Below are 24,261 nucleotides of genomic sequence, written 5' to 3' on the forward strand. Positions count from 1 at the left end.
TATTACTATTATTATGCACCATATTAACGGTTTTCTACAAGAAAATCAATTGCTTTGCGAACTTTTAAATCTTCTTTCATCGCGTCAGTAGAACCGATGGCTTGTTTAATATTTTCAACAGGCATGTTGTATGCTTCAGCCATTTTAGAAAGCTCAGCATCAACTTCCTCATCTGATACTTCAAGGTTTTCCGCTTTCGCAATCCCCTCAAGAGTCAGGTTAGATTTAACGCGTTTTTCAGCATCTTCTTTCATTTGCTCTTTTAACGCAGCTTCATCTTGGCCAGAGAATTGAGTGTAAAGCTCAAGGTTCATGCCTTGCATTTGCAGACGCTGTTCAAATTCCTTCAGCATGCGGTCAAGCTCAGTGTCGACCATTGCTTGCGGTACATCGATTTCAGCATTCTCAGAAGCTTTCAGAACAAGCTCTTCACGCAATTTAGCGTCAGCTTCGTTTTCTTTCGCTTCTTCTAAACGTTTCTTTGTTTTTTCAGTTAATTCAGCAAGTGTTTCCACTTCTTCATCGATATCTTTTGCGAATTCATCGTCAAGCTCAGGAAGCTCTTTCGCTTTGATTTCGTGAATTTTCACTTTGAACACAGCTGGTTTGCCAGCAAGCTCTTCAGCGTGATACTCTTCAGGGAATGTCACTTCAACATCCTTCTCAGCGCCTGCTTCAAGGCCGACTACCTGCTCTTCGAAGCCAGGGATGAATGAACCAGAACCTACTTCAAGAGAGTAGTTTTCTGCTTTTCCACCTTCGAACGCTTCGCCGTCAACGAAACCTTCGAAATCAAGAACAACTGTGTTTCCTTCTTCAACAGCGCCTTCTTCTTTTACAACAAGCTCCGCTTGACGCTCTTGAAGCGCTTTTAGTTCATTTTGAACATCTTCATCAGTTACAGTTGCATCGTCTTTTTCAACGCCTAAGCCTTTGTATTCGCCAAGCTTCACTTCAGGTTTCACTGTTACTTTCGCTGTGAAGATTAAGCTTTCGCCTTTTTCGATTTTTTCAACATCGATTTCAGGACGGTCTACAGGCTCGATTCCAGCTTCTTCAACCGCTTTAGGGTATTCTACAGGAAGAAGAATATCCAAAGCATCTTGGTAAAGAGCTTCTACGCCAAAGCGCTGTTCGAATAATCCGCGAGGAATTTTTCCTTTACGGAATCCAGGAATTGAAACTTGTTTTACTACTTTTTTAAATGCATCATCAAGTGCTGTTTTAAACGTTTCAGCATCAACTTCAACCGTTAAAACGCCTTCGTTGCCTTCTTGTTTTTCCCATTTTACAGACATGTGTTTCCCTCCAAAAATCTATTCAGGTTGTGTCGGTCTTCCATTCTAAAGCAATCATTCGGCTTCGTCCAACAAAAACAAAGCTGCCAAAGATCAGAATCATTATGTATAGATGTTAATAATGAACTCAAAGCCTGTCCAACCGTATTTCTTATAACCCGTTATACACAAATACAACCATTATATTATAACATAACACATACCGCTTTCAACTATATGGCGCGATTTACAAATAAGAAATTTCTTCAATATCTTTTATCATCGTGCACGCTTCATCGAGTTCTCTGTCGGTAAACTCATACATCATATGAAGTTCTTCTCTTTCAATTTCAATCCCATGCATCTCGTAACCGACTTTATGCAGGGCAGCCGCCCAAAGGTCTGCCGAAAGCAATTTCGGCTGGAACGGATATAAAACATATAAATGTCTTCTCCACAGTTCTTCAACTGCCGCATATAAGGTTGGATTTTCATTTCCAAGTGTCTCATCCAGCACCCGAAGAACACGGTGTAAAATCGGTGCGGCATCAGGCGGGACAATCTCAGACGGTTCAATTGTCAGCGACTCGCCAAATTTAGTAATGTGCACGGGTTTGCTATACTCATGCTCAGCCAACAGCATGACGATCATCGTTTTGATATTCGGGTGAGCTGAGGGGTCTTGAAGGATTGTTTTGAGCAGACCTGTATACTTCGCTACATTCCGGTCTTTTAAAGAATGAATTAAATTCATTTGCTCCTCAGGGCTTGCCAGCACTTTCTCCGTGTCAATTGTATCCTCATATTCCTCGGCCCAAGCCTCGTCTTCACGTTCCGGATCGGTCATTTTACGGCTGAAATCAAGCAGCTTATAAAATTGTTCGGCACTTTCCGCAGGCAGCTGGTTTTCTTCCAAAACAGCTTCAATCGTGCTTTTGACTTCTTCGTATTTTTTGAGCTGAATTAAGATGGTCATGTACACCTGTAAAACCGTAAAATAATGGCCGTAACCTTCTTTTAGCATCTTCTCGCATACGCTTTCTGCCTCTTCCAATTCGCCCAGCTCTAAAAAGCAGATGGCCATCCCTAAGTGAAGATCGGATTCAGTATCATCATATTTCATCGCTTCTGAAAACAGATCAAGCGCTTCTTGATACTTTTTTTCCTTCAGTGATGACATCCCTTTTTCCACAAGACGGTCTTTCAGATGAGGAAAAGGAATAATTTTTGCGTTTTTCTTGTCATGCGTCATACCTATATTCCTTTCAGGCATTTATTTTGTTCAAGTGTATCAACACCTGCGAACAAAAACAAGGAATGAAAGGTTTCGCCAGGCTAAAAAAGCCGCCGGACAAATGCCGGCAGCTTTTTCAGGCTTGAAGCCAAGAGCTTCTTTGTGATTCAAACTGCTTGATTTCATCTTCCAGCAAAAGCGTTAATGAAATTTCATCATAGCCGTTGATGAGCATCTCTTTCCAATGCGGATCAACTTCGAATGAAATTTGATTGCCTTCACTATCACGAATAAGCTGATTTTCAAGGTCAACAGTCATTTGCAATGACTGGTTTTCATACTGACCGACAAGCGTTCTCCAATTGTCATATGGCATACGAATCGGCAGCATACCGTTTTTAAAGCAGTTCTGGTGGAAAATATCAGCAAATGACGGCGCGATAATGATTTTAAACCCATAGTCATCAAGCGCCCATGGAGCGTGTTCACGTGATGAACCGCACCCGAAGTTTTCTCCTGCTATTAAAATGGAAGCCCCTTGATAAGCAGGCTGGTTTAATTCAAATTCAGGGTTCGGTTCACCTTTCGCATCATATCTCCAATCAAAGAATGCAAATCGGCCGTAGCCTGTTCTTTCAATTCTCTTCAAAAATTGCTTAGGAATAATCTGGTCTGTGTCAACATTGATTCGATTTAATACGGCCGCTTTCCCCGTATGTGTTTTCAAAGGTTCCATCTCGCGCACTCCTTACACAACTGTTTTTTCCTGATAAAACTTTCTGACATCAACGAAGTGTCCGTGAATGGCAGCCATCGCAGCCATTGCCGGGCTGACGAGATGTGTTCTTGCACCTTTTCCTTGTCTGCCCTCGAAGTTGCGGTTAGAGGTTGACGCACAGCGCTCTCCCTCAGGAACAACGTCATTATTCATGCTTAAACACATACTGCAGCCTGACTCTCTCCATTCAAATCCAGCTTCCAAGAAAATCTGGTCAAGCCCTTCTTTTTCAGCCTGAAGCTTTACGCTTTGAGATCCGGGAACAACGATGGCTCTTACGCTGTCAGCTACCTTCTTCCCTTTGATCATATCAGCAGCCTGGCGAAGGTCAGTCATGCGGGAATTTGTGCAGGAACCGATAAATACGTGATCCACTTTGATGTCTTCAATATTCTGATGGGGGGTCAGCCCCATATATTCATAAGCACGAATCGCTTCTTTTTTGTCATCTTCTGCGGAAAAGCTTTCCGGCGCAGGAACTTCAGAATCGACAGGAAGAACCATTCCCGGGTTGATGCCCCATGTCACCATAGGAGAAATTTCGTTGCCGTCAAAGACGATAGATTTATCGTAAACAGCGCCAGAATCTGTGCGCAGCGCCTTCCATTCCTCTACGGCCTTGTCAAATTCTTCGCCTTTTGGCGTGTATTTGCGGTTTTGGCAATATTCGAATGTCACTTCGTCAGGTGCAATCAACCCTGCTCTTGCCCCTGCTTCAATTGACATGTTACACACGGTCATTCGTTCATCCATCGTCATATTTCTGAATACTTCCCCAGTGTATTCAATGACGTAGCCAGTGCCGAATTTCACCCCGTATTTACCAATGACAGCAAGAATGACATCCTTTGCCGTTACCCCTTTTTGAAGCGTTCCGTCTACGCGCACTTCAAGTGTTTTCGGACGCTGCTGCCAAAGTGTCTGTGTGGAAAGGACATGCTCAACTTCACTTGTCCCGATCCCGAATGCAAGGGCGCCGAATGCGCCATGGGTTGATGTATGGCTGTCGCCGCATACGATCGTTTTCCCCGGAAGCGTTAAGCCCAGTTCAGGACCGACGACATGGACAATCCCTTGATCCACACTGTGAAGATCGGCAAGGCGCACGCCAAATTCTTCACAGTTTCGTTCAAGCGCCGTCACTTGGCGTTTCGCCACTTCATCCTTTATCTCAAAACGATTGACGGTCGGAATGTTGTGGTCCATTGTCGCAAATGTGTTTTCGGGTCTTCTGACCTTTCTTCCCTTTTGTCTCAACCCTTCAAATGCCTGAGGAGACGTCACCTCATGAATAAGATGCAAATCAATATAGAGAAGATCAGGTTTCCCCTCACCATGTTTGACAATATGCTGATCCCAAATCTTTTCGATGATTGTTCGAGGCATCATCTTTTATTTCCTCCCTCTACCTATGAACTAAGACCGCTTAACGTAAGCTGTCACACATTAGAAATTGTATTTTCACTCATAATTAATGTCTTAACTTCCTTTGTAATGGCCTGAGTGCTGCTGAACTCTTCGCCTCGTGCCAAGTCTCTTGTTCTTTTTCCGGAAGCCAAGACTTTATTAACCGCATCTTCTACAGCTTTCGCTTCCTCTTCAAGCCCGAAAGATGTCCTCAAAAGCATTGCCGCTGACAATATGGCCGCGAACGGATTTGCCATCCCTTTACCGGCTATGTCAGGCGCGGAACCATGAACAGGCTCAAACAGATGAAGACCTGAACTTGACAGGCTGGCTGACGGGAGCATTCCGAGTGAGCCTGTAAGCATGGACGCTTCATCGCTTAAAATATCGCCGAACATGTTTTCAGTCACCACGACATCAAATTGATTCGGTGCATAAATCAGCTGCATGGCCGCGTTATCCACAAGCATGTGCTCCAGCTTCACATCAGGAAAGTCTTTTGCAACGTCCTCTGCCACTTCACGCCACAGCCTGCTTGATTCAAGAACGTTCGCTTTATCAACAGAGGTCACTTTGCCTTTTCTGGCCGCCGCCATTTTAAAGCCCTCTCTGATCACGCGCTCAATTTCCGTCCGCTTATAAAACAGTGTGTCTACAGCTTCCTGCTCACCTTCAGTGTTTACATAGCGTTTGCTCGGCTGGCCGAAATACAAGCCGCCTGTCAGCTCACGGACGATAACGAAATCAACGTTATCAATATATTCTTTTTTCAAAGGTGAAGCGTCAGAAAGGCTTTCGAACACCTTCACAGGCCGCAAATTCGCAAACAAATCTAGCTGTTTTCTGATGCTGAGCAGCCCTTTTTCCGGTCTCAGCTCCGAAGGATTTTGATCCCATTTCGGTCCGCCCACAGCGCCAAGCAATATAGCGTCCGCATTTTTACAAGCCGAAACGGTTTCCTCCGGGAGGGGGTTGTTATGTTCATCAATCGCCGCCCCTCCGATCAGGCCATATTCAAATTCAAAATCATGTTTAAAGCGTTCGGCAACACTTTTCAGTACGTCTGTCGCTGATTCTAATACCTCAGGGCCGATCCCGTCTCCGGGCAATAGAGCAATACGTTTCTTCAAGTTAACCGTTCTCCTTTCTTTTATGACCCGACAGCTGTATGGTTTTTAAGTCCGCTCATATTCGACTGGAAAACCAATTGACGGTTGACTGCGTTCAAATAGGCTTTCGCTGAAGCTTCTAATACGTCTTGCGCTATGCCCCGCCCTGCTGATTCTTTTCCGTTCAATAAAACTCTTACATACACCTGGGCAAATGCGTCTTCGCCTTTTCGATTGGACTGAATGCGGTAGTCCAAGAGCTCCACGTCTTTATCGATGCAGCGCTCAAGCGTGTTGTAGATCGCTTCCACGCTTCCTGCTCCAGTTGCCGCTTCCTGAATAAGCTCTGCGTTTTCTTGATTTTTCAAAGAAAGTGTAGCCGTAGGCACCTGGCTTGTTCCGTAATGCACTTGTAAGGAAAGAAATTCATACCCAATCTTGCGGTCTGTTACTTTTTCTTCTAAAATAAGAGAAACAAGATCCTCATCAGTGATTTCTTTTTTCTTCTCAGTCAACTCTTTGAACATCGCAAAGAATTTATTAATCTCTTCACTATCAAATTGGAATCCTAAAGCAGTCAGCCGGTCTTTAAATGCGTGGCGTCCGGAATGTTTACCCAGGACAAGCGCATCAGCTGTTACACCGACAAGCTCCGGTGAAATAATTTCATAAGTCGATTTTTCTTTTAAGAAGCCGTCCTGATGGATGCCTGATTCATGAGCAAATGCATTATCGCCCACAACCGCTTTATTGCGCGGAACAGCCATACCTGTCAGCTTGCTTACTAAATCGCTTGTTCGCTTAATCTCGTTCAATGTAATGCCTGTTTCAACTTGATAGAAATCTTTTCTGACATGGAGGGCAACGGCAATCTCCTCTAATGCCGCGTTTCCGGCTCTTTCACCGATCCCATTCACAGCGCATTCGATTTGATCAGCGCCATTTTCAATCGCAGCAAGAGAGTTTGCGACTGCCATCCCCAAATCATCATGACAGTGGGCTGAAAGCTTTGCTTGATGAATGTTCGAAACGTTTTCCTTCATATATTTAAAGATATTTCCGTATTCCGCTGGAGCCAGGTAGCCGACCGTATCTGGAAGATTGATAACACTGGCGCCTGCGTCAATGACTTTCTCGACGATTTCCGCTAAAAACGGCAGTTCAGTCCGGCAGGCATCTTCAGCTGACCATTGCACAACCGGAAAACGCTCTTTTGCGTATTTCACCATTTCAACCGCTCTTTCGATGACTTGCTCACGAGTTATTTTCAGCTTGTGTTTCAAGTGAATGTCCGATGTGGCGATAAATACGTGAACTCTCGGGTAAGCACCGTCCTTTAACGCTTCCCAAGCAGCATCAATATCACCTTTTACACAACGGGCAAGACCAGTCACTGAACAATTTTTAATGGTTCTTGCAATTTCCTGAACAGCTAAAAAGTCACCTCGGGACGAAGCGGGAAACCCCGCTTCAATGATATCTGCCCCGAGTCTTTCGAGCTGCTTTGCTATGGCAAGTTTCTCCTGTGTATTTAAGTTCACGCCAGGGGACTGTTCACCATCACGAAGCGTCGTGTCGAAAAAATTAATTTTGCGCAACGGAGACCACCGCTTCCTTCTTCTTGCCTTGTTTCACAAACGGCATCATTTCACGAAGCTTTCTTCCCACCACTTCAATTTGATGTTCGTTTTCGCTCGCATTGATCGCGTTGAAACGAGGACGGTTTACTTGGTTTTCGACGATCCACTCTTTTGCGAATGTCCCGTTTTGGATATCTTTTAATACTTCTTTCATAGATTCTTTTACTTTAGCGTCCACAACGCGCGGCCCTGATACGAAATCTCCCCACTGTGCTGTGTCAGAGATTGAATATCTCATGCCTTCAAGTCCTTCTTCGTACATAAGGTCTACGATTAATTTCAACTCGTGCAGACACTCGAAGTACGCAAGTTCAGGCTGGTAACCTGCTTCAGTTAATGTTTCAAATCCAGCTTTTACAAGCGCGCTTAATCCTCCGCAAAGAACTGCTTGCTCACCGAACAAATCTGTTTCTGTTTCTTCTTTAAATGTCGTTTCCAAAACGCCCGCTCTAGCGCCGCCGATTCCTTTTGCATACGCAAGGGCTTTGTCTCTTGCTTCTCCAGTCACATCTTGGTAAATCGCGAACAATGCCGGCACGCCAGCTCCTTGCTCATATGTTCTTCTTACCAAGTGTCCCGGACCTTTAGGCGCTACCAAGAATACATCTACATCCGCAGGAGGAACAATTTGATGGAAATGAACGTTAAATCCGTGAGCGAACACCAATGATTTTCCAGCTGTCAATTCATCTTTGATTTCAGCTTCGTATACTTTTTGCTGCTGTTCATCCGGAAGCAGAACCATGATGATTTCAGCTTGGGCTGCCGCTTCTTTTACTGAAAATACTTTATGTCCGTCTTCTTGAGCTTGCGTGAAAGATTTCCCTTGTCTAACACCGACGATCACGTCAACTCCGCTTTCTTTAAGGTTCAGGGCATGCGCGTGACCCTGCGAACCGTACCCGATAACCGCTACTGTTCTCCCACTCAATACGTTTTCTTTGATATCACCGTTATAATATACTTTTACCATTTCAATCTCTCCCTTGTTATGTTTTATACAATAGATATTGTTTTATTGGATGACGCCTTCTGCTGGGTTCCCCTCGCAAAAGCCGTTGTACCTGTTCTCGCGATTTCTTTAATGCCATAAGGTTTTAACAATTCAATAAGCGCTTCAATTTTGTTAGATTCGCCTGTCACCTGAACAACGATGCTGTCTCTGCTGACATCAACGACAGAGGCTCTGAACGGTTCTATAATTCCATTAATCTCTGATCTCGTTGACGGTGCGGAAACGACCTTGATTAAGGCCAGCTCCCTCTGGACAATCGATTGATTCGTGATGTCTGTGACTTTCAGGACATCAATCTGTTTGTTGAGCTGTTTTGTCAGCTGTTCAACATCATTTTCTCCTTCTACGTGAACGACAAAGGTGATTCTGGAAACGCCGGTTGTTTCTGTGTGGCCAACTGTAATACTTTCAATGTTGTAATGTCTTTTTGTAAATAGACCGGTGATCCGGTTTAATACGCCGGAACGATTCACCACAGTCAAAGTGATAATTCTTTTCAAGGTTTCACCCCCACCATTTCATGCAGCCCTTTCCCCGGAGCCACCATCGGGAATACTTTTTCTTCTCTGGCAACCCGCACGTCAATGACAACCGGCTCTTTTGATCTTAATGCCTCTTCCAGCTTTTCTTTCGCTTCCGCATCCGATGAAATTCTGATGCCTTTAATGCCGTATGCTTCTGACAATTTGACGAAGTCAGGCTGAGAAGCAAATTTAGATTCTGAATAGCGTTCTTCATAGAAAATTTCCTGCCACTGTCTGACCATTCCGAGACAAGCGTTATTTAAAATGATGACTTTGACCGGAAGATTCAATTCGCGAATGACATCGAGTTCTTGGAGCGTCATTTGAAAACCGCCGTCCCCGAGAACCGCCACTACAGTAGCATCTTTATCCGCCAGCTGTGCGCCAATCGCTGCCGGAAGGCCGAATCCCATCGTTCCAAGTCCGCCTGATGTGACCCATTTATCTGCTTTTTGGAACGGATAGAATTGCGCTGACCACATTTGATGCTGGCCGACATCCGTTGCGACTATAGCCTCGCCATTTGTAAATTGATGAATATATTCAATTAATTTCTGTGGTTTAAAGCCTTCTTCTTCATTATCTACATACCAGAGCGGGTACTCTTCTTTCCATTCGGCGAGCTGTTTTTTCCATTCGCCTGAATCGCTTTGTCTGCCGTCTTGTTTGATCAGCTCCTGCAGGACAATTTTGCTGTCTCCGACTACAGGAATCTGTGTTTTCATGATTTTTCCGATTTCAGCCGGATCAATATCGATGTGGGCAATCTTTGCGTTTTTTGCAAAGTGCTTCAGGTTTCCTGTGACGCGGTCATCAAAACGGGCACCGATACTGATTAAAAGATCACAATCATGAAGGGCCATATTGGCTGTATACGTTCCGTGCATTCCCGCCATCCCCAAGAAAAGCGGGTGATCAGCCGGGAAGCCTCCGAGCCCCAAAAGGGTGTGTGCCACTGGGATTTGCTGCTGTTCTGCATAATTTTTTAATTCTTCTGACGCTTTTCCGTGCAGTACGCCCGCCCCCGCCAGGATCACCGGTTTCTTTGCGCCGCTTACGGCTTCCACAAGCTTGCGGACCTGCAAATAATTCGGCTCGATAGTCGGCTGGTATCCCGGGAGATTCATCTCATGATCATAGCTGAATTCTCCTTCAATTGTTGCTACATCTTTCGGAATATCAATCAATACAGGTCCGGGTCTTCCAGTTGTTGCAATATGGAACGCTTCTTTAATGATACGCGGCAGATCTTCCGGCTGGCGAACCTGATAGCTGTGTTTTGTCACCGGCATGGTAATTCCTAAAATGTCCGCTTCCTGAAATGCATCACTCCCGATAACGGATGTGGCTACCTGCCCTGTAAAGACGACTAATGGCAATGAATCAATCATGGCATCCGCCAGGCCTGTAACAAGGTTTGTCGCTCCCGGGCCTGACGTGGCAATGACGACACCCGGTTTTCCGGAGACTCTTGCGTATCCTTCCGCTGCATGGATCGCACCTTGTTCGTGACGGGGAAGGATATGTACCAACCCTGAATTGTAAAGCTTATCGTAGATCGGAAGCACAGCCCCGCCCGGATAACCGAATATCATGTCTACTTTCTCTTTTTTCAATGATTCAATCAGCATTAATGCTCCGCTCATCGTCTGTGTACATTTGGCAGACGCCGAATCCACCTGTACATTAGTCCCCATTTTAGTTCCTCCTTTTGGATTTTCATCCTCTAAAGATCAATCGTTTTATTAGTTTGATAGCTGACTATTCAATAAAAAGAGCCTTTCCACCCACAATCAGCCGCGCAGTGATGCGATAGCTAAAAGGGGCGAAAAGGCTCTTCTTTCCGCGGTACCACCCTTGTTTACGGCCTATTGAATCAGCCGTCTCATGGATATTTCTATCCGCTTTAATAACGAGTGAATCAAGTTCACCCGGCCAAGTCCTACTATGGTTTCAGACTGGCACTCTGAGGCGAGTTCACCTTGTAAAGCTTTGCCGGTTCTCAGCTAACCCGGTTCTCTGTGGAAAGCTTTATCAAGGCTACTTATCCTCATCTGCGCTTTTCATATTCAGTCTCCGAAACAGCTTTTCAGCTGTTCAAGAAGGTCGTTTGTTTTTTCATTTTTCAGCATCACATTGCGATCATTTTCGCTTGTGAAGCTTGCGTTTATCTTTTGTTGAACTCATATTACGCCGCTTTGGACGCAGTGTCAACAGCATTTTTTAAAATTATTAGACAATTTTGATTAATCAATCTATATTGTATACGCTTTCATTATTGGCGCATAAGGAATTGTAACTATTAAAAGTTTTTATAATTTTTTTATTAATCTAATAAGAATACAACAGAATTTTTCAATCTGATAGAAAACTGTCATAAAATATGACGCGCTATCGTTTTTGATGGAATATATGTATGAAAGATCGGATAGGCACTTCCATTATTCCTCCGGCATACATTGGTGGTATCTTGTAAAGAAAAGGTGATACGATGAATAAATCATTAGCTGACATGCAAGGGTTCCCAGCGGGCTTTCCCACCTTTCCGCAGCCATATTATCCGACAGCTCCTTCCTTTTATCAGCAAAACGACCAGCCTTTTGGAGGCTATGGATACGGACAGCCGTACAGTCAGGCGTACAGCCCGATAAGCACCCCCTCTGCCATGTACTCCTCATTCCCATACGCATCCGGATTTTATGGGCAGCCATTTGCAGGCGCAGGCTATAGCGGCCACGGGGTAGGTTTCAGTATCCCGGCGACGCACGCCGGCGGATTCAGCAGAGCACCTGGCGCTCACGGAGGGTTTCGATATTAAAGCCGAATATTGTTTTCGGCCTTTTTTTTGCCTTGAAACGCCTTTCACAAATCAAATCATTCCAAAAATGATTCATACCGGCAGATTTTCTGTCTTTCTATTTGGAAAAAAGACGGAATATGATTATGATGAAATGAAATATGTTCTGATAACCTGCAAGTTTTTGAGGAGGAATAGAATTGCTTATAAAAATAGATAATGTAACTGGACACGAAGTGATCTCATTTGTGAATGAGCATTTACATAGCATGACGCTCAAGTCCCCGCCAGAAAGCATCCATGCCTTAGATGCAGAAAGGCTGAGAGGGCCTGAAATGACATTTTGGAGCGCATGGGAGGGCAATGAACTAGCCGGCTGCGGAGCGCTTAAAGAACTGGACAGCCGGCATGGAGAAATCAAATCAATGCGCACGTCTGCATCCCATTTAAGAAAAGGGGTTGCCAAACAAATTCTCCAACACATCCTAGAAAAGGCTAGAGAGCGGGGTTATGAGAGGGTAAGCTTAGAAACAGGTTCAATGGCTTCATTTAAGCCGGCAAGAAAATTGTATGAAAACTTCGGCTTTCAGTACTGTGAACCGTTTGCCGACTATGTTGAAGATCCGAACAGTGTGTTTATGACGAAGAAGCTGTGAACATTTTTTGGGATAGATAAGTGCAGAGGAGGATCTGACTTATCTATCCTTTTTTGTCCCTTGAAACTCCCCAATGCGTTCAATTTTGTTTATTTCAAAGTTCAGCGGGAATTAAAAACGACATGAACGATAAAATGCAAAATTGATAAAGGAGGAGATTAATATGAAAAGCATAGTTGGTGTATGCGAAACGCCGCAGGAAACCATTGCAGCCATTGAAGGCTTAATAACAAAAGGTTTTGATTCTGACGATATTTCGGTTGTGACAAGCCGGCGAGATACAGATTATCTTGAGTCACGGACAGGAACAGAGGTCAATCAAGCCGTCGATGCACATGAGGATGAATCCGAATCATTTTTTGATAAGCTGAAAGATTATTTTACAATGGATGATACTGCCGCACACAGCAAGACATTATCAGATTTGGATATTACGACTGGCGAAATAGAAAATTATCAAGAGGATCTGGATGATGGGAAACTCCTTGTGGCTGTTGATACAGATGCAGAAGTCAATCCACCTATTGATAACGGCAATGCTCTTTCAGGCGGCTTTTCAAGCACAAACGACATGGCGGATTATACAACGAAAGAAGAAAAAACAATGCCGCTGAGGGAAGAACAACTGAAAGTCGATAAGGAAGACGTTCAAACTGGAGAAGTAGAGATTGGAAAAGAAGTGAAAACAGAACAAAGAGATATGGACATCCCGGTGAGACGCGATGAAATTTATGTTGAACGCCGCCCAGTGGATGAAAATACAGCGGACGCTTCTCCCGTCAATGATTCAGAAACGGTTAGAGTTCCAATCGTTGAGGAAAAGCTGGAAGTGACTAAAAAACCGGTCGTCACTGATGAAGTGGTTGTCGGAAAACGGACTGTCGAAGAGAATGAGCACATTTCCGACACCGTGAAAAAAGAAGAGCCTCGTCTCAATAAAGAAGGAAAAGTTGACGGCTTGGATGATGATTCGTTAAATAACAAATAAATTAGTACATGTAAAAGGCTGCCTTGATATATTGTCAAGGCAGCCTTTTATATTCAGCTGTTAATGATAAAACTACCATAATAAGGATTTATTTTTCTCCAATTTTCAGAAAGACTCATACAAAAAACCGTCCATCACTATACTGAATGGTTTTAAAATACGTTTAATTTTTGTATTTATTCACTTCATACATCAAAATATTGTTAAAAACAACATAGTCCTTTTTACTTTCAAAGGGTCCTTTGTTATTATCATGCTCATCAATTTCATAAAAACCTGATCCCTCTCCAGCATCACGCTGCTTGTACCATTTAAGGAAACTGTTCACTTCTTTCATTGGAAGCTGATACTCTTTTTGTAGACCGTTAATCATCGTGATGACAAGGAAGGCTTCACCCTCATCAGATACAGTTTCATCATCTGGTTTTGTTTTGTTACCGTCATTCGCGCCTGGATTTGGAGTATTCACAGTTTCTGTAATTGTATATTTTTCTAAAGAGTTAAAGGCATTGCTTTGCGTATTGCTTTTTGGCGCCCCTCCAACAGTATAAAGCTCGTTATTTATTGAAACCGTCCCTGCCCCTGCGCGAGCATGCTGTATTTTTTCTTCCATAATGCTTACTTTATCAGATGCAGGATCATACACTTGGACGTTATTACTAACTGTAGTAGATGCAGAAAGGAACCCTCCGACTATATAAATTTTTCCATCCGACACCGCCGCGGAAGTATACCATAAAGGATTTATTAAATCCGCTTTCCTCTGCCAAGAATCACTCGACGGATTATATTCGTAAATATTTTTTCCGCCACCATTAGATCCGCCGCCAATGTAATAAATTTTTCCGTTCACAACAGCTGAAGCGGCAGCTCTTGCATTTGTTGGTTGGTTCGCTTTGTTTGTCCATGTCTTTGATAAAGTGTCATAAGCGAAATGTCTAGGTGTAGATGTATCCTGCTGTGTTATGAGATAGATGGTATTATCAATGGCTACCGCTGTGCCCAAATAGCTTTTTTTTGGTACATCTCCCCCTTCTTCCCACGTATCTGTTTTGGTATCATAAATTAATAGTTTTGAAGAATTATGATTTGAATCCGTGTTAGTTTTATTTCCTCCCATGACATAAATCTTTTCTTTTACTACAGCTACAGCTGATCCCGCTAAGTTTATTGGCATATCTGCTTTCTTTGACCATGTATCTTTCTGTGAGTCATATACAAGTGTAGTATTTGTAGCTGATCTATTTTTACCGAATCCACCGATAACATAAATTTCATTTCCAACCACAGCTGTTGCCGCATGGCTTCTTGGTTCAGGTAAGTCAGCCTTGCTCACCCACCCTTTTTCCTCTTCTGTTGCATGCGCTTGATAAAAAGGGCTTACGATTCCACAAAAAGTCAGCACTAACAATAGAATTACTTTTTTCAAAAATATCACTCCTTTTATAAAATTAGCTAACTCCTGTAATATCGTCTTTTCTTATCGAAAGTTTAACTTTCAAATATTTTTACCAATTTATAAATCCCATCATCTTAAATCGAAAAAAACCGCTCTGCTTTTCTTCTGACTGACGTTTCCATCGAAGATTGTCATAAAACTCCTCAGCAATATAATTATTGATATCAACAGTTTTTCAATACCTTCTGATTAGTTTTCAAATTCAAAACAATATAGAATTCTCAAAAGAAAAAAGCCTCAAACCAACTTCATGGTTTGAGACTTTTTTTAGACGTCCCAGGAGAGATTCGAACTCCCGACCGACGGCTTAGAAGGCCGTTGCTCTATCCAGCTGAGCTACTGGGACACGTTTTGTGTTTTCGTTTTTCGCTTTAACTATCAGCGACAAGATTTATTATATATGGGATGCAGCAATAAGTCAACGGTTTTTTAGAATTTTTTTCATGAGGAAGAAAAATTTCTTCCTCATGACATTTTCATAGTGGGACACGGTTTTGCAGATCGTCAATTTCATGGCCTGCTTGGTCGTAAAAACGCACTGTTGCGGCGTCATTTTCTAAAGTCAGTATAGCATAGCTTTCTGTCCTGCGCACCCTTGGAAGCCGGATGCTGCCTGGATTAATCATTAGTTTTCCGCGCAGCACTTCGCTTCCCGCGATGTGCGAATGCCCGAAACAGATCATATCCGCTCCGAGCTCCTCTGCACGATAGTATACGTTTAACAAGGTCTGTTTTATACCGTGAAGGTGGCCGTGTGTGACCAGTATTTTTTTTGAACCGGCATTCAGAAGAAGCTCGTTCTTAAAATCGCCTGTAAAATCGCAATTTCCTTTTACAACCTTATAAGGATCCAATGCCGGATGCCCGGTTTCGAGTTCAGAGTCTCCGCAATGAATCATGAGATCAACTTCCGCTTCATGCCGTTTCGCGATGGTTTGGAGTTCTTCTTCAAGCCCATGGCTGTCACTGATAATCAGCACGTTCATGTACAAGCTTCCTCCTTATGCCTCTAAAAGCTTCGACAGCTTTTTAAGCGCGTCAGCCCTGTGGCTGATTTTATTTTTTTCATCACTTGTCAGTTCGGCCATTGTCTGATCTTTATCTTTTACGATAAAGATCGGGTCATAGCCAAAACCGTATTCTCCTCTCGGCTCTTCAGCGATATACCCCTCAACATGGCCTTCGACTGTTTTTGTTTCCTCACCAGGGATGCTCACAGCCAGCGCGCATCGAAAACGGCCGGTACGCTGTTCTTTTTCGATTCCTTTCAGCTCGTTAAGAACTTTATCGATATTTGCCTGATCGTCTTTCTGTTCCCCTGCATAGCGGGCGGAATAAACGCCGGGTCGGCCCCCAAGATTATCGATGGACAGACCCGAGTCGTCCGCAATCACCATTTTGTTCACTGCTTTGGCAACAGCTTCTGCTTTGAGAATAGCATTTTCTTCAAACGTATGGCCTGTTTCTTCGATTTCTTCTGTGTATCCGATTTCAGCTAACGATTTGACATCATAGCCTTTTGGCTCAAGGATTTCTTTAAATTCCTTCACTTTTCCCGGATTATGTGTCGCAATAATTGCTTCTTTCATGATGTTCAAGCCTTTCTGTACTTATTTCAGTTCTGGCAGAGAATCACCCAGCACTTCTTTTTGCTTGTCAATCAGTTCATGAATGCCTTTTTCCGCAAGACCGAGAAGACCGTTCAGATCATCCCGTGAAAAAGTCGCCTCTTCCCCGGTTCCCTGCAGCTCCACAAAGCGGCCGCCGCCTGTCATAATGACATTCATATCAACTTCAGCGGAAGAATCTTCTTCATAATTTAAATCTAACAAAATTCCCTGTTCCTTATCAATTCCGACAGAAATCGCAGCAAGAAAATCAGTAATCGGATTTGCCTTGATCGTTCCCGCTTTGAGCAGCTTGCCAATCGCAATTGCCATGGCTAGAAATGCTCCTGTAATAGAAGCAGTTCTTGTTCCGCCATCAGCCTGAATGACATCGCAGTCAATCCAAATCGTACGTTCACCGAGCTTGTCTAAATCTACGACTGCCCGAAGCGCGCGGCCGATCAGGCGCTGGATCTCCATTGTTCTGCCGGTAACTTTCCCCTTAGAAGACTCTCTGATTGTTCTTTGGTTTGTTGCCCGCGGCAGCATGCTGTATTCAGCTGTAATCCAGCCTTTTCCCCCGCCCCGCAAAAACGGCGGCACGCGATCCTCAACAGACGCGTTGCAGATTACTTTTGTATTTCCCGCTGTTATTAGAACAGAACCTTCCGGATGGCTGATAAAATCCAAATCAAATGTGATTGGACGCAGCTCATCATGTTGTCTTCCGTCATGTCTCATGTTTTACCTCCGATTGTATGTACATAAACCATTTTTGTTCCGGAATTGAATAAAGAAAGAGGCAGCCGGAACGCTAACCTCTTTCTTTCTAGTATATCAAAAATTTCAATTTAAAAACTACCCGTATTCACTTGAGATGGTCTGGAGACCGGTTCAGTGAGCTTTTCGCCTTTTTCATTTACAAGCTCTGATTTCCCGTTTACTTTGACGGAAACGCTTTTTACATTCGGCTGCTCCGTTAACGTCAGCACAATGCTGTTCAGCACTTCTGAAGAAATCATTTTTGTCTTTTCATCAGCGCTGCCGAATATGGATTGATTGAAATCTAACGTCACGCGTCCGTCTTTGATTTTCGGCTTACTGACCAGCTTTACGTCATCACTGAAATCTGTTAACAGCCCGCTCACTTTGCTTGGGCCTTTAGCCAATTCGTTGATCGCTGCAGAAATATCATCTTTTTCAGTATTGTCGATCCGTTTCGTCACAGGCACATAGTACTCACTGTCTTCGTTTTCCGCCAAATAATAAACGGTGAGCGGATGTGTTGCGGTAAGATCATTTACGCCCGATGTTTCCATATTAATCCCGTCTTTACGGCTTAAATCATCTGAGATCGGCGTGCCCCCTACAGGCATCTCCTTCAATTCATGGCCGTTTATTCTCAGCTTCACTTTATCTATCGAACTGAATTGCGTAAGCGTCCACGTCACGGATTGAACAATTTTCTGTTCGTCTTCTTTCTTATAATTTTTAAATTCATTAGAGAAGTCGGCGATTGCAGTTCCATCTTTTTTGATGTCAACGTTAACGGTTGTGTCAGCCGGCAATACGGCTCTGAAGCCATTCGGAAGAATTTCTGACACAGGTCCGCCCTGAACGAGGTATTCAAGCGCCTGCTTGGCCGTGCCTTCACTTTTTGGAAGAGGCAGCGTTTGCGCAACGACATACCCGTTTTTATCAATGAGATAAAGCTCCCTCATGATTGTAGATGCGGCTTGATCCGCTTTGGCGGTATCGTTTTTTTCACTTTCTGTTTTTTCGGCTGCTGTTGTATTTGAATCGGCCCCCGCTTCATCGTTCACGTATGTAACGTCTTGAGGCGGATCAATTTCCTCGCCTGCCTTATCAGATTGAAACAAACCGCATCCGGATAAAAGCAGGGCAGAGGTGAGACAAGTGGCACCAATGACTGCAGGTCCTTTTTTCAGCATACTTTTCCCTCCTAAGGCTGTTTGTACTATTATGTATACGAGCCCTTATCAGGAAATAGACCGAAGAATTCCGGCAAAACAGAAAAAACCCGCAACATAACGTTGCGGGGCAAAGCTATTTTCTAATCGGTTCTTGCAGTGAAGTGCATTCCACATGGCCCACCTCATGGCCAAACCAGTCATTTGCGATTTTCGCAAACTGATCACGTGCTCCTGTTGTTAGGAACTGATGATCCGGAACAATCGGAGACTGGTTCAGCAGCCCTTTATATGAGAGAATCGTGCTGACTTCCCTTGCTGTTTCATCGCCGGACGAAATAATGTTTACGTGCTCTCCCATATATCTCTGAATGGATTCTTTTAAAATAGGATAGTGGGTGCAGCCTAAAATCAGTGAATCAATCGATGTGTCTTTTAACGGATACAGGGATGTTTTGACAATCTCGTCTGCTGTCTTGTCAAGAAACTTTCCGCTTTCTACAAAAGGCACAAGCAGCGGGCAGGCAAGGTTCTCAACCTTCAGGTCAGAATTTAATGCCAAAAGCGCCTCTTCGTACGCATTGCTCTTAATTGTATTCTCTGTGCCGATGACTCCGATATGCTGATTTTCCGTCACTTTTATCGCTGCTCTCGCACCCGGCTGGATCACTCCGACCACTGGTATACCGACGCTTCGCTGGATGTCTTCCAATGCGATCGCTGTTGCTGTGTTGCAGGCGATCACGAGCATTTTAATGTGGTGGTTTTCGAGTAAATAATTCGTCAGCTCCCACGTATATTGAAGCACTTCTTCTTCAGGACGCGGCCCGTATGGACACCGTTTCGTATCCCCGACGTAGATAATATTTTCTTTTGGTAGCTGTCTCATGATTTCCTTTGCAACGGTTAAACCGCCAACCCCGGAATCAATGACTCCTATTGGTTGCCCCAACAAAATCGCCTCATTTTCTCTTCATTTCATGCTGCAGTTTCATCAATGATTTTTCGAAGATGGCTATTTCTTCATCTGTAAACGTTTCGAACATATCACGCAGATATTCCTGCCTTTTTGTAATGACCTCTTGAATAATCCGTTCTCCTTCAGGCAGAAGATGTATCCGGACCACACGTCTGTCCGCCGGGTCCTTGACCCGCTCGACAAGCTCATTTTTTTGCATGCGGTCGATTAAATCCGTTGTCGTGCTGCATGCCAGATACATTTTGCCCGATAGTTCGCCGATTGTCATATCTCCTAGTTCATAAAGCCATTGCAGGCCGACAAATTGCGGCGGCGTAATTGCATATTGGTTAAGGATTTCTCGTCCTTTTTGCTTAATGATCGCGGCAATGTGGCGGAGTGACTTTTCAATATCCGCAACATGCTCCAAAGGTTTTGATGTCATTTGTCCATCCCTCACTCAAGGATCTCTTACGCACAAAAGCGTTCCGTGTCTATTTTCCTTCTTTTTTGAAGAAAATGCAAGACTCGCGCGAGAGAATTAGAGGACTTTAGGCAAACAACATCAAATAGCAAAAACTGTTTTAAGCTTTGCCATCCAAGTTTTGCATAGCATTCCAAATATGGTTTCAAACGTTCCAAACAAACAGCAATAACCGGCTCCTTCCTGAAAAGAAGGAATACCGGCAAGGATTAAAGCTCTAGCTCACCCATTCTAAGAAGCTCAACAACGGCTTGCGAACGCCCTTTCACACCCAATTTCTGCATGGCATTTGAAATATGGTTTCGAACGGTTTTCTCACTGATAAATAGCTCGCTTGCAATCTCCTTTGTTGTCTTATCTTGAACGAGCAATTCGAACACTTCTCTTTCTCTTTTCGTTAGCAGCGGCTTCGATTGAAATTCTTTCTCCTTCAAGTATTGTAACCCTCCTTGCTAAGGTGAGAGCGAATCAGAAACGAATGGGTTTTGATATAGTCAAGATATCTTATGTAAGAAGGGCACAGGAGGTGACGTTTACAAGAGAATTAGTTTATGGTGTATGGAGGAGCGTTTCTTTCTCCTCATCCGTCCAGCTGACAGTCTTGCCGCTTTCCTTTGAAACTTGGACCATCACAACTGCTCCGGTGAAGCAGGGCTCGCCTTCCCGATTTTCTCCGAGATAATGCAAGGTAAGGGATGAGCTGCCGACGGCGCTTGTTTTCACATAGATACGCAGCTCTTCATAAGGCATGACTTGGCGCAGATAATCGCATTGCTGGCTTGCCACGACCGTCATAGTCTGTTTGTTTTGATTCATCATATTCAGCTTTTTAAAATAAGAAATCCGCGCCTCCTCAAAGTATATAAAAGGCGTTACATTATTCATATGTCCAAACATGTCCGTCTCGGAAAATCGCACGGATACTTCATTAAAAAAAGAAAAGGACGTCTTCCATTGTTGAAACGGCATATCAATATAAGCGGGAAGCTTCATCTTTACTCATCTCCTTATTAAAAAAACCTCTCCCATGCGGAAGAGGTTTTTTCTTCTTATACTCTGTCGCTTCCGAAGAAATTGCGGAACGCTTGTAAGTTTGTATCTCTATTTAAGGCTGCAATCGAAGTGGTGAGCGGGATGCCTTTCGGGCAAGATTGAACGCAGTTTTGCGAGTTGCCGCAATCTCCAAGGCCGCCTTCATCCATCAGTGCGTCTAACCGCTCAGATTTATTCATGGCGCCTGTCGGATGTGCGTTAAACAGGCGGACTTGAGACATCGGTGCCGGCCCCATGAACTTCGATTTGCTGTTCACATTCGGGCAGGCTTCGAGGCAGACGCCGCACGTCATGCATTTTGATAATTCATATGCCCATTGACGGCGTTTTTCCGGCATTCTCGGCCCCGGTCCCAAATCGTGCGTACCGTCAATCGGTATCCACGCTTTTACTTTTTTCAATGAATCAAACATTCTGCTCCGGTCAACCTGCAAATCACGCACGACCGGGAACGTTTTCATTGGTTTTAAGCGGATCGGCTGTTCAAGCTGGTCGATAAGCGCCGTACAAGACTGGCGTGGCTTTCCGTTTATGACCATTGAACATGCGCCGCACACTTCTTCAAGACAGTTCATGTCCCATGTAACAGGGGTTGTCTTTTCACCTTTAACGTTAACCGGATTCCTGCGTATTTCCATCAAAGCGGAAATGACGTTTAGGTTCGGGCGGTATGGAACCTCAAATTCTTCATCGTAAGGCGTGCTGTCGGTTGTATCTTGCCGTGTGATAATAAATCGTATGGTTTTTTGTTCACTCATGATTATTTCGCCACCTTCTTCTTCGAGTAATCCCGTTTCCGAGGCGTTATCAGTGATACATCGACATCCTGATACTCAAATTCTGGCGCTTCATACGGGCTTACATGTTTAGCCATTGTTGTTTTGAGCCATTCATCATCATTACGTTCAGGATAATCCGGTTTATAATGGGCGCCCCTGCTTTCATTGCGGTTGTAAGCGCCAAGGGTAACCACCCTCGCAAGCTGAAGCATGTTCGAGAACTGGCGTGTGAACATCGCCCCCTGATTGCTCCATTTTGTCGTATCATTGATGTTAATCTTTTTAAATCGCTCCATTAATTCCTGAATTTTGTCATCCGTTTTCAAAAGCTTATCGTTATGGCGGACAACCGTTACGTTTGCCGTCATCCACTCACCGAGCTCTTTGTGAAGGACATAGGCATTTTCGGTTCCGTCCATGCTCATAATGTCAGCCCATTTTTCTTCTTCTTTTTTGACGTGAGCGTCGAATAAAGAGGAAGACATGTCTTCTGCTGAAGATTCTAAGCCATTTACATATTTCACGGCATTCGGTCCGGCCACCATTCCCCCGTATATCGCGGAGAGCAGGGAGTTCGCTCCCAAACGGTTGCCGCCGTGCATAGAGTAATCACATTCCCCAGCCGCAAACAGTCCCGGGATGTTTGTCATTTGATTGTAATCCACCCATAAACCGCCCATTGAGTAATGAACCGCCGGGAAGATTTTCATTGGAAGCTTCCGCGGGTCATCTCCCATGAACTTCTCATAAATTTCAATGATGCCGCCGAGCTTAATGTCAAGCTCTTTGGGATCTTTATGGGACAGATCAAGATACACCATGTTTTCACCATTAATGCCGAGCTTCTGGTTGACACACACATCAAATATTTCGCGTGTCGCTATATCACGCGGCACCAAGTTTCCGTAAGCTGGGTATTTTTCTTCCAGGAAATACCACGGTTTCCCGTCTTTATATGTCCACACGCGTCCGCCTTCACCGCGCGCCGATTCACTCATCAGTCTTAGTTTGTCATCGCCCGGTATGGCTGTCGGGTGAATTTGAATGAATTCTCCGTTTGCATAATACGCTCCCTGCTGATAAACGATCGACGCAGCAGATCCTGTATTAATCATGGAGTTGGTCGATTTTCCAAAAATGATCCCCGGTCCGCCCGTCGCCATGATGACAGCGTCTGAACGGAAGGATTCAATTTGCATGTTTGTCAGGTTTTGCGCAACAATTCCGCGGCAGGTTCTGTCATCATCCAATACAGCGCCAAGGAATTCCCAGCCTTCGTATTTTGTAACCAGACCCGCAACTTCGTATCTGCGCACTTGCTCGTCCAGTGCGTAAAGCAGCTGCTGTCCCGTTGTCGCACCCGCATAAGCTGTTCTGTGGTGCTGTGTACCCCCGAATCGGCGGAAATCCAGCAGGCCCTCAGGCGTCCGGTTAAACATGACGCCCATCCGGTCTAATAAGTGGATGATAGAAGGCGCTGCGTCACACATCGCTTTGACCGGCGGCTGGTTCGCAAGAAAGTCTCCCCCGTATACAGTGTCATCAAAATGCTCCCACGGAGAGTCGCCTTCCCCTTTTGTGTTGACCGCTCCGTTTATGCCGCCTTGCGCGCAAACCGAATGAGAACGTTTGACAGGAACGATGGAAAAAAGCTTAACCGCCATTCCTGATTCCGCTGCTTTAATTGTCGCCATGAGGCCGGCAAGACCCCCGCCGACTACGATAATGCTTGATTGACTCATGATAGCCCCTCTCCCTCTAGTAATCTAGTACTCTTATACAAATGCGAAAATCGCTTTTAAGCCTACGTATGACAGTGCAACAAAAATAATCAGCGTAACGTATGTCGAAATTCTTTGAGAACGAGGCGTTACCGTAATGCCCCATGTAACAGCGAAAGACCATAAACCGTTCGAGAAGTGGAAAATTGTTGATAAAACACCGACAATGTAGAAGCCAAGCATAGCCGGAGAGCTCAAAATATTCGCCATCATGTCGAAATTGACCTCAGCGCCCATTTGTGCTGCAATACGGGTTTCCCACACATGCCAACTGACGAAAATGAGGGTGATGATACCGGTTACACGCTGCAGGACGAAGAGCCAATTTCTCATATAGCTGTATTGACCTGCGTTATTTTTTGCAGTAAACGCTATGTACACACCATAAACTGCATGATAAATTAATGGTAAGAAGATAATAAAAATTTCCAATGCATACCTGAAAGGCAGACTATCCATAAAATGAGCAGCACTATTGAATGCTTCAGCGCCCCTTGCGGCAAACTGGTTGACGACTAAATGCTGAATGAGAAAGATGCCGACCGGTATGACGCCAAGCAAGGAATGCAATCTTCGAAAATAAAACTCTCTGTTCCCAGACATTACTTTACCCCCTGTTTGATAAGTGCGAAATGTGCTAAATCTCTTCCCCCACTTCTTTCAATTGTAAGCACTTTATTAAGATTTATTGACAATTTCATTTTACTCCTCCCTCAAAAGGGCGTCAAGAAAACGCGTACATAAATTACAATTTTCCGAATTAATTAGTTGATTTAAAAATTTT

General features: G+C 44.2%; 24 protein-coding genes, 1 tRNA gene and 1 other annotated feature. Of the genes, 3 read left to right on the forward strand and 22 right to left on the reverse strand.

Translation table 11 applies throughout. The features are described 5' to 3' along the window. Window positions 1-23: 23 nt before the first annotated feature. The 9 genes from tig to ilvB form a co-directional block, all read right to left on the reverse strand. Window positions 24-1,298, reverse strand: a complete 1,275-nt coding sequence (gene tig, locus V6D44_RS14805; RefSeq protein ID WP_087992337.1) for a trigger factor — start codon at window positions 1,296-1,298, stop codon at window positions 24-26. 226 nt (window positions 1,299-1,524) lie between these two features. After that, entirely contained in the window at window positions 1,525-2,529 is a 1,005-nt protein-coding gene (gene ddcA, locus V6D44_RS14810) for a DNA damage checkpoint antagonist DdcA (RefSeq protein WP_148962253.1), read from the reverse strand. Between the two features lie 118 nt (window positions 2,530-2,647). Continuing rightward, window positions 2,648-3,247, reverse strand: a complete 600-nt coding sequence (gene leuD, locus V6D44_RS14815) for a 3-isopropylmalate dehydratase small subunit (protein ID WP_087992339.1) — start codon at window positions 3,245-3,247, stop codon at window positions 2,648-2,650. 12 nt (window positions 3,248-3,259) lie between these two features. Next, window positions 3,260-4,678, reverse strand: coding sequence for a 3-isopropylmalate dehydratase large subunit (gene leuC, locus V6D44_RS14820; RefSeq protein WP_202327017.1), 1,419 nt, complete (start codon window positions 4,676-4,678; stop codon window positions 3,260-3,262). Window positions 4,679-4,728: 50 nt separating this feature from the next. Further along, window positions 4,729-5,826 (reverse strand): 3-isopropylmalate dehydrogenase, encoded by a 1,098-nt coding sequence (leuB, locus tag V6D44_RS14825; RefSeq protein ID WP_087992341.1) that lies wholly within the window; start codon window positions 5,824-5,826, stop codon window positions 4,729-4,731. Between the two features lie 20 nt (window positions 5,827-5,846). Then, window positions 5,847-7,403, reverse strand: a complete 1,557-nt coding sequence (locus tag V6D44_RS14830; protein WP_333516659.1) for a 2-isopropylmalate synthase — start codon at window positions 7,401-7,403, stop codon at window positions 5,847-5,849. Beyond that, window positions 7,390-8,418: a ketol-acid reductoisomerase gene (gene ilvC, locus V6D44_RS14835; RefSeq protein ID WP_087992343.1), complete on the reverse strand. Its 1,029-nt coding sequence runs from the start codon at window positions 8,416-8,418 to the stop codon at window positions 7,390-7,392. Before ilvC ends, V6D44_RS14830 begins: the two co-directional genes overlap by 14 nt. 23 nt (window positions 8,419-8,441) lie before the next feature. Continuing rightward, window positions 8,442-8,960, reverse strand: coding sequence for an acetolactate synthase small subunit (gene ilvN / locus V6D44_RS14840; RefSeq protein ID WP_003222543.1), 519 nt, complete (start codon window positions 8,958-8,960; stop codon window positions 8,442-8,444). Beyond that, entirely contained in the window at window positions 8,957-10,681 is a 1,725-nt protein-coding gene (gene ilvB / locus V6D44_RS14845; RefSeq protein WP_202327016.1) for an acetolactate synthase large subunit, read from the reverse strand. The genes ilvN and ilvB overlap by 4 nt, the downstream gene beginning before the upstream one ends. Before the next feature lie 121 nt (window positions 10,682-10,802). Next, window positions 10,803-11,050 (reverse strand) — a binding site (T-box leader). Window positions 11,051-11,475: 425 nt separating this feature from the next. On the opposite strand from ilvB, the gene V6D44_RS14850 reads away from it, so the two are divergent. From V6D44_RS14850 to V6D44_RS14860, 3 genes are all read left to right on the forward strand, one after another. After that, window positions 11,476-11,802 (forward strand): hypothetical protein, encoded by a 327-nt coding sequence (locus V6D44_RS14850; RefSeq protein ID WP_087992345.1) that lies wholly within the window; start codon window positions 11,476-11,478, stop codon window positions 11,800-11,802. Between the two features lie 179 nt (window positions 11,803-11,981). Next, on the forward strand, window positions 11,982-12,437 hold the full coding sequence (locus V6D44_RS14855; RefSeq protein WP_253268454.1) for a GNAT family N-acetyltransferase: 456 nt from the start codon (window positions 11,982-11,984) through the stop codon (window positions 12,435-12,437). Between the two features lie 163 nt (window positions 12,438-12,600). Next, complete coding sequence (locus V6D44_RS14860) at window positions 12,601-13,425, forward strand: YsnF/AvaK domain-containing protein (protein ID WP_253268455.1); 825 nt, start codon at window positions 12,601-12,603, stop codon at window positions 13,423-13,425. Window positions 13,426-13,588: 163 nt separating this feature from the next. Here the strand turns inward: V6D44_RS14860 and V6D44_RS14865 are convergent, their stop codons facing one another. From V6D44_RS14865 to sdhC, 13 genes are all read right to left on the reverse strand, one after another. After that, window positions 13,589-14,854: a Kelch repeat-containing protein gene (locus V6D44_RS14865; protein ID WP_253268456.1), complete on the reverse strand. Its 1,266-nt coding sequence runs from the start codon at window positions 14,852-14,854 to the stop codon at window positions 13,589-13,591. Window positions 14,855-15,156: 302 nt separating this feature from the next. Next, a tRNA-Arg gene (locus V6D44_RS14870) sits at window positions 15,157-15,230 on the reverse strand. A gap of 130 nt (window positions 15,231-15,360) precedes the next feature. Further along, window positions 15,361-15,870, reverse strand: a complete 510-nt coding sequence (locus V6D44_RS14875) for a YfcE family phosphodiesterase (RefSeq protein ID WP_333516660.1) — start codon at window positions 15,868-15,870, stop codon at window positions 15,361-15,363. A gap of 15 nt (window positions 15,871-15,885) precedes the next feature. Beyond that, on the reverse strand, window positions 15,886-16,482 hold the full coding sequence (locus V6D44_RS14880) for an XTP/dITP diphosphatase (protein ID WP_202327009.1): 597 nt from the start codon (window positions 16,480-16,482) through the stop codon (window positions 15,886-15,888). A gap of 12 nt (window positions 16,483-16,494) precedes the next feature. Then, window positions 16,495-17,232, reverse strand: a complete 738-nt coding sequence (rph, locus tag V6D44_RS14885) for a ribonuclease PH (protein ID WP_253268458.1) — start codon at window positions 17,230-17,232, stop codon at window positions 16,495-16,497. A 110-nt stretch (window positions 17,233-17,342) separates the two neighbouring features. Then, complete coding sequence (gene gerM / locus V6D44_RS14890; protein WP_087992354.1) at window positions 17,343-18,443, reverse strand: spore germination protein GerM; 1,101 nt, start codon at window positions 18,441-18,443, stop codon at window positions 17,343-17,345. 115 nt (window positions 18,444-18,558) lie between these two features. Beyond that, on the reverse strand, window positions 18,559-19,377 hold the full coding sequence (gene racE / locus V6D44_RS14895) for a glutamate racemase (RefSeq protein WP_087992355.1): 819 nt from the start codon (window positions 19,375-19,377) through the stop codon (window positions 18,559-18,561). Window positions 19,378-19,384: 7 nt separating this feature from the next. Beyond that, window positions 19,385-19,825 carry a MarR family winged helix-turn-helix transcriptional regulator gene (locus V6D44_RS14900; RefSeq protein WP_003222521.1) on the reverse strand — a complete coding sequence of 147 codons (441 nt, stop codon included), beginning with the start codon at window positions 19,823-19,825 and terminating at the stop codon, window positions 19,385-19,387. 248 nt (window positions 19,826-20,073) lie between these two features. After that, the gene (gerE, locus tag V6D44_RS14905) at window positions 20,074-20,298 is read right to left on the reverse strand and encodes a spore germination transcription factor GerE (protein ID WP_003184172.1); all 225 of its coding nucleotides are present in this window, start codon (window positions 20,296-20,298) and stop codon (window positions 20,074-20,076) included. Window positions 20,299-20,413: 115 nt separating this feature from the next. After that, window positions 20,414-20,857, reverse strand: a complete 444-nt coding sequence (locus V6D44_RS14910) for an acyl-CoA thioesterase (RefSeq protein WP_289347830.1) — start codon at window positions 20,855-20,857, stop codon at window positions 20,414-20,416. A 56-nt stretch (window positions 20,858-20,913) separates the two neighbouring features. Continuing rightward, a complete protein-coding gene (gene sdhB, locus V6D44_RS14915; RefSeq protein ID WP_087992358.1) occupies window positions 20,914-21,675 on the reverse strand; it encodes a succinate dehydrogenase iron-sulfur subunit in 762 nt (253 codons plus the stop codon). A 2-nt stretch (window positions 21,676-21,677) separates the two neighbouring features. Continuing rightward, the gene (gene sdhA, locus V6D44_RS14920; RefSeq protein WP_087992359.1) at window positions 21,678-23,438 is read right to left on the reverse strand and encodes a succinate dehydrogenase flavoprotein subunit; all 1,761 of its coding nucleotides are present in this window, start codon (window positions 23,436-23,438) and stop codon (window positions 21,678-21,680) included. A gap of 33 nt (window positions 23,439-23,471) precedes the next feature. After that, the gene (gene sdhC / locus V6D44_RS14925) at window positions 23,472-24,080 is read right to left on the reverse strand and encodes a succinate dehydrogenase cytochrome B558 (protein WP_003222512.1); all 609 of its coding nucleotides are present in this window, start codon (window positions 24,078-24,080) and stop codon (window positions 23,472-23,474) included. Window positions 24,081-24,261: the final 181 nt, after the last annotated feature.

Source organism: Bacillus sp. 0209A (genome assembly GCF_036765095.1).
In the GTDB taxonomy this organism is placed as follows: Bacteria; Bacillota; Bacilli; order Bacillales; family Bacillaceae; genus Bacillus; species Bacillus subtilis_G.

What these genes read in the sequence shown, in the direction of transcription:
- tig (WP_087992337.1), bottom strand. Translation starts at nt 1,298, where the DNA reads ATGTCTGTAAAATGGGAAAAACAAGAAGGCAACGAAGGCGTTTTAACG.
- ddcA (WP_148962253.1), bottom strand. Translation starts at nt 2,529, where the DNA reads ATGACGCATGACAAGAAAAACGCAAAAATTATTCCTTTTCCTCATCTG.
- leuD (WP_087992339.1), bottom strand. Translation starts at nt 3,247, where the DNA reads ATGGAACCTTTGAAAACACATACGGGGAAAGCGGCCGTATTAAATCGA.
- leuC (WP_202327017.1), bottom strand. Translation starts at nt 4,678, where the DNA reads ATGATGCCTCGAACAATCATCGAAAAGATTTGGGATCAGCATATTGTC.
- ilvC (WP_087992343.1), bottom strand. Translation starts at nt 8,418, where the DNA reads ATGGTAAAAGTATATTATAACGGTGATATCAAAGAAAACGTATTGAGT.
- ilvB (WP_202327016.1), bottom strand. Translation starts at nt 10,681, where the DNA reads ATGGGGACTAATGTACAGGTGGATTCGGCGTCTGCCAAATGTACACAG.
- V6D44_RS14850 (WP_087992345.1), top strand. Translation starts at nt 11,476, where the DNA reads ATGAATAAATCATTAGCTGACATGCAAGGGTTCCCAGCGGGCTTTCCC.
- V6D44_RS14860 (WP_253268455.1), top strand. Translation starts at nt 12,601, where the DNA reads ATGAAAAGCATAGTTGGTGTATGCGAAACGCCGCAGGAAACCATTGCA.
- V6D44_RS14875 (WP_333516660.1), bottom strand. Translation starts at nt 15,870, where the DNA reads ATGAACGTGCTGATTATCAGTGACAGCCATGGGCTTGAAGAAGAACTC.
- rph (WP_253268458.1), bottom strand. Translation starts at nt 17,232, where the DNA reads ATGAGACATGACGGAAGACAACATGATGAGCTGCGTCCAATCACATTT.
- gerM (WP_087992354.1), bottom strand. Translation starts at nt 18,443, where the DNA reads ATGCTGAAAAAAGGACCTGCAGTCATTGGTGCCACTTGTCTCACCTCT.
- V6D44_RS14900 (WP_003222521.1), bottom strand. Translation starts at nt 19,825, where the DNA reads ATGACATCAAAACCTTTGGAGCATGTTGCGGATATTGAAAAGTCACTC.
- V6D44_RS14910 (WP_289347830.1), bottom strand. Translation starts at nt 20,857, where the DNA reads ATGAAGCTTCCCGCTTATATTGATATGCCGTTTCAACAATGGAAGACG.
- sdhB (WP_087992358.1), bottom strand. Translation starts at nt 21,675, where the DNA reads ATGAGTGAACAAAAAACCATACGATTTATTATCACACGGCAAGATACA.
- sdhA (WP_087992359.1), bottom strand. Translation starts at nt 23,438, where the DNA reads ATGAGTCAATCAAGCATTATCGTAGTCGGCGGGGGTCTTGCCGGCCTC.
- sdhC (WP_003222512.1), bottom strand. Translation starts at nt 24,080, where the DNA reads ATGTCTGGGAACAGAGAGTTTTATTTTCGAAGATTGCATTCCTTGCTT.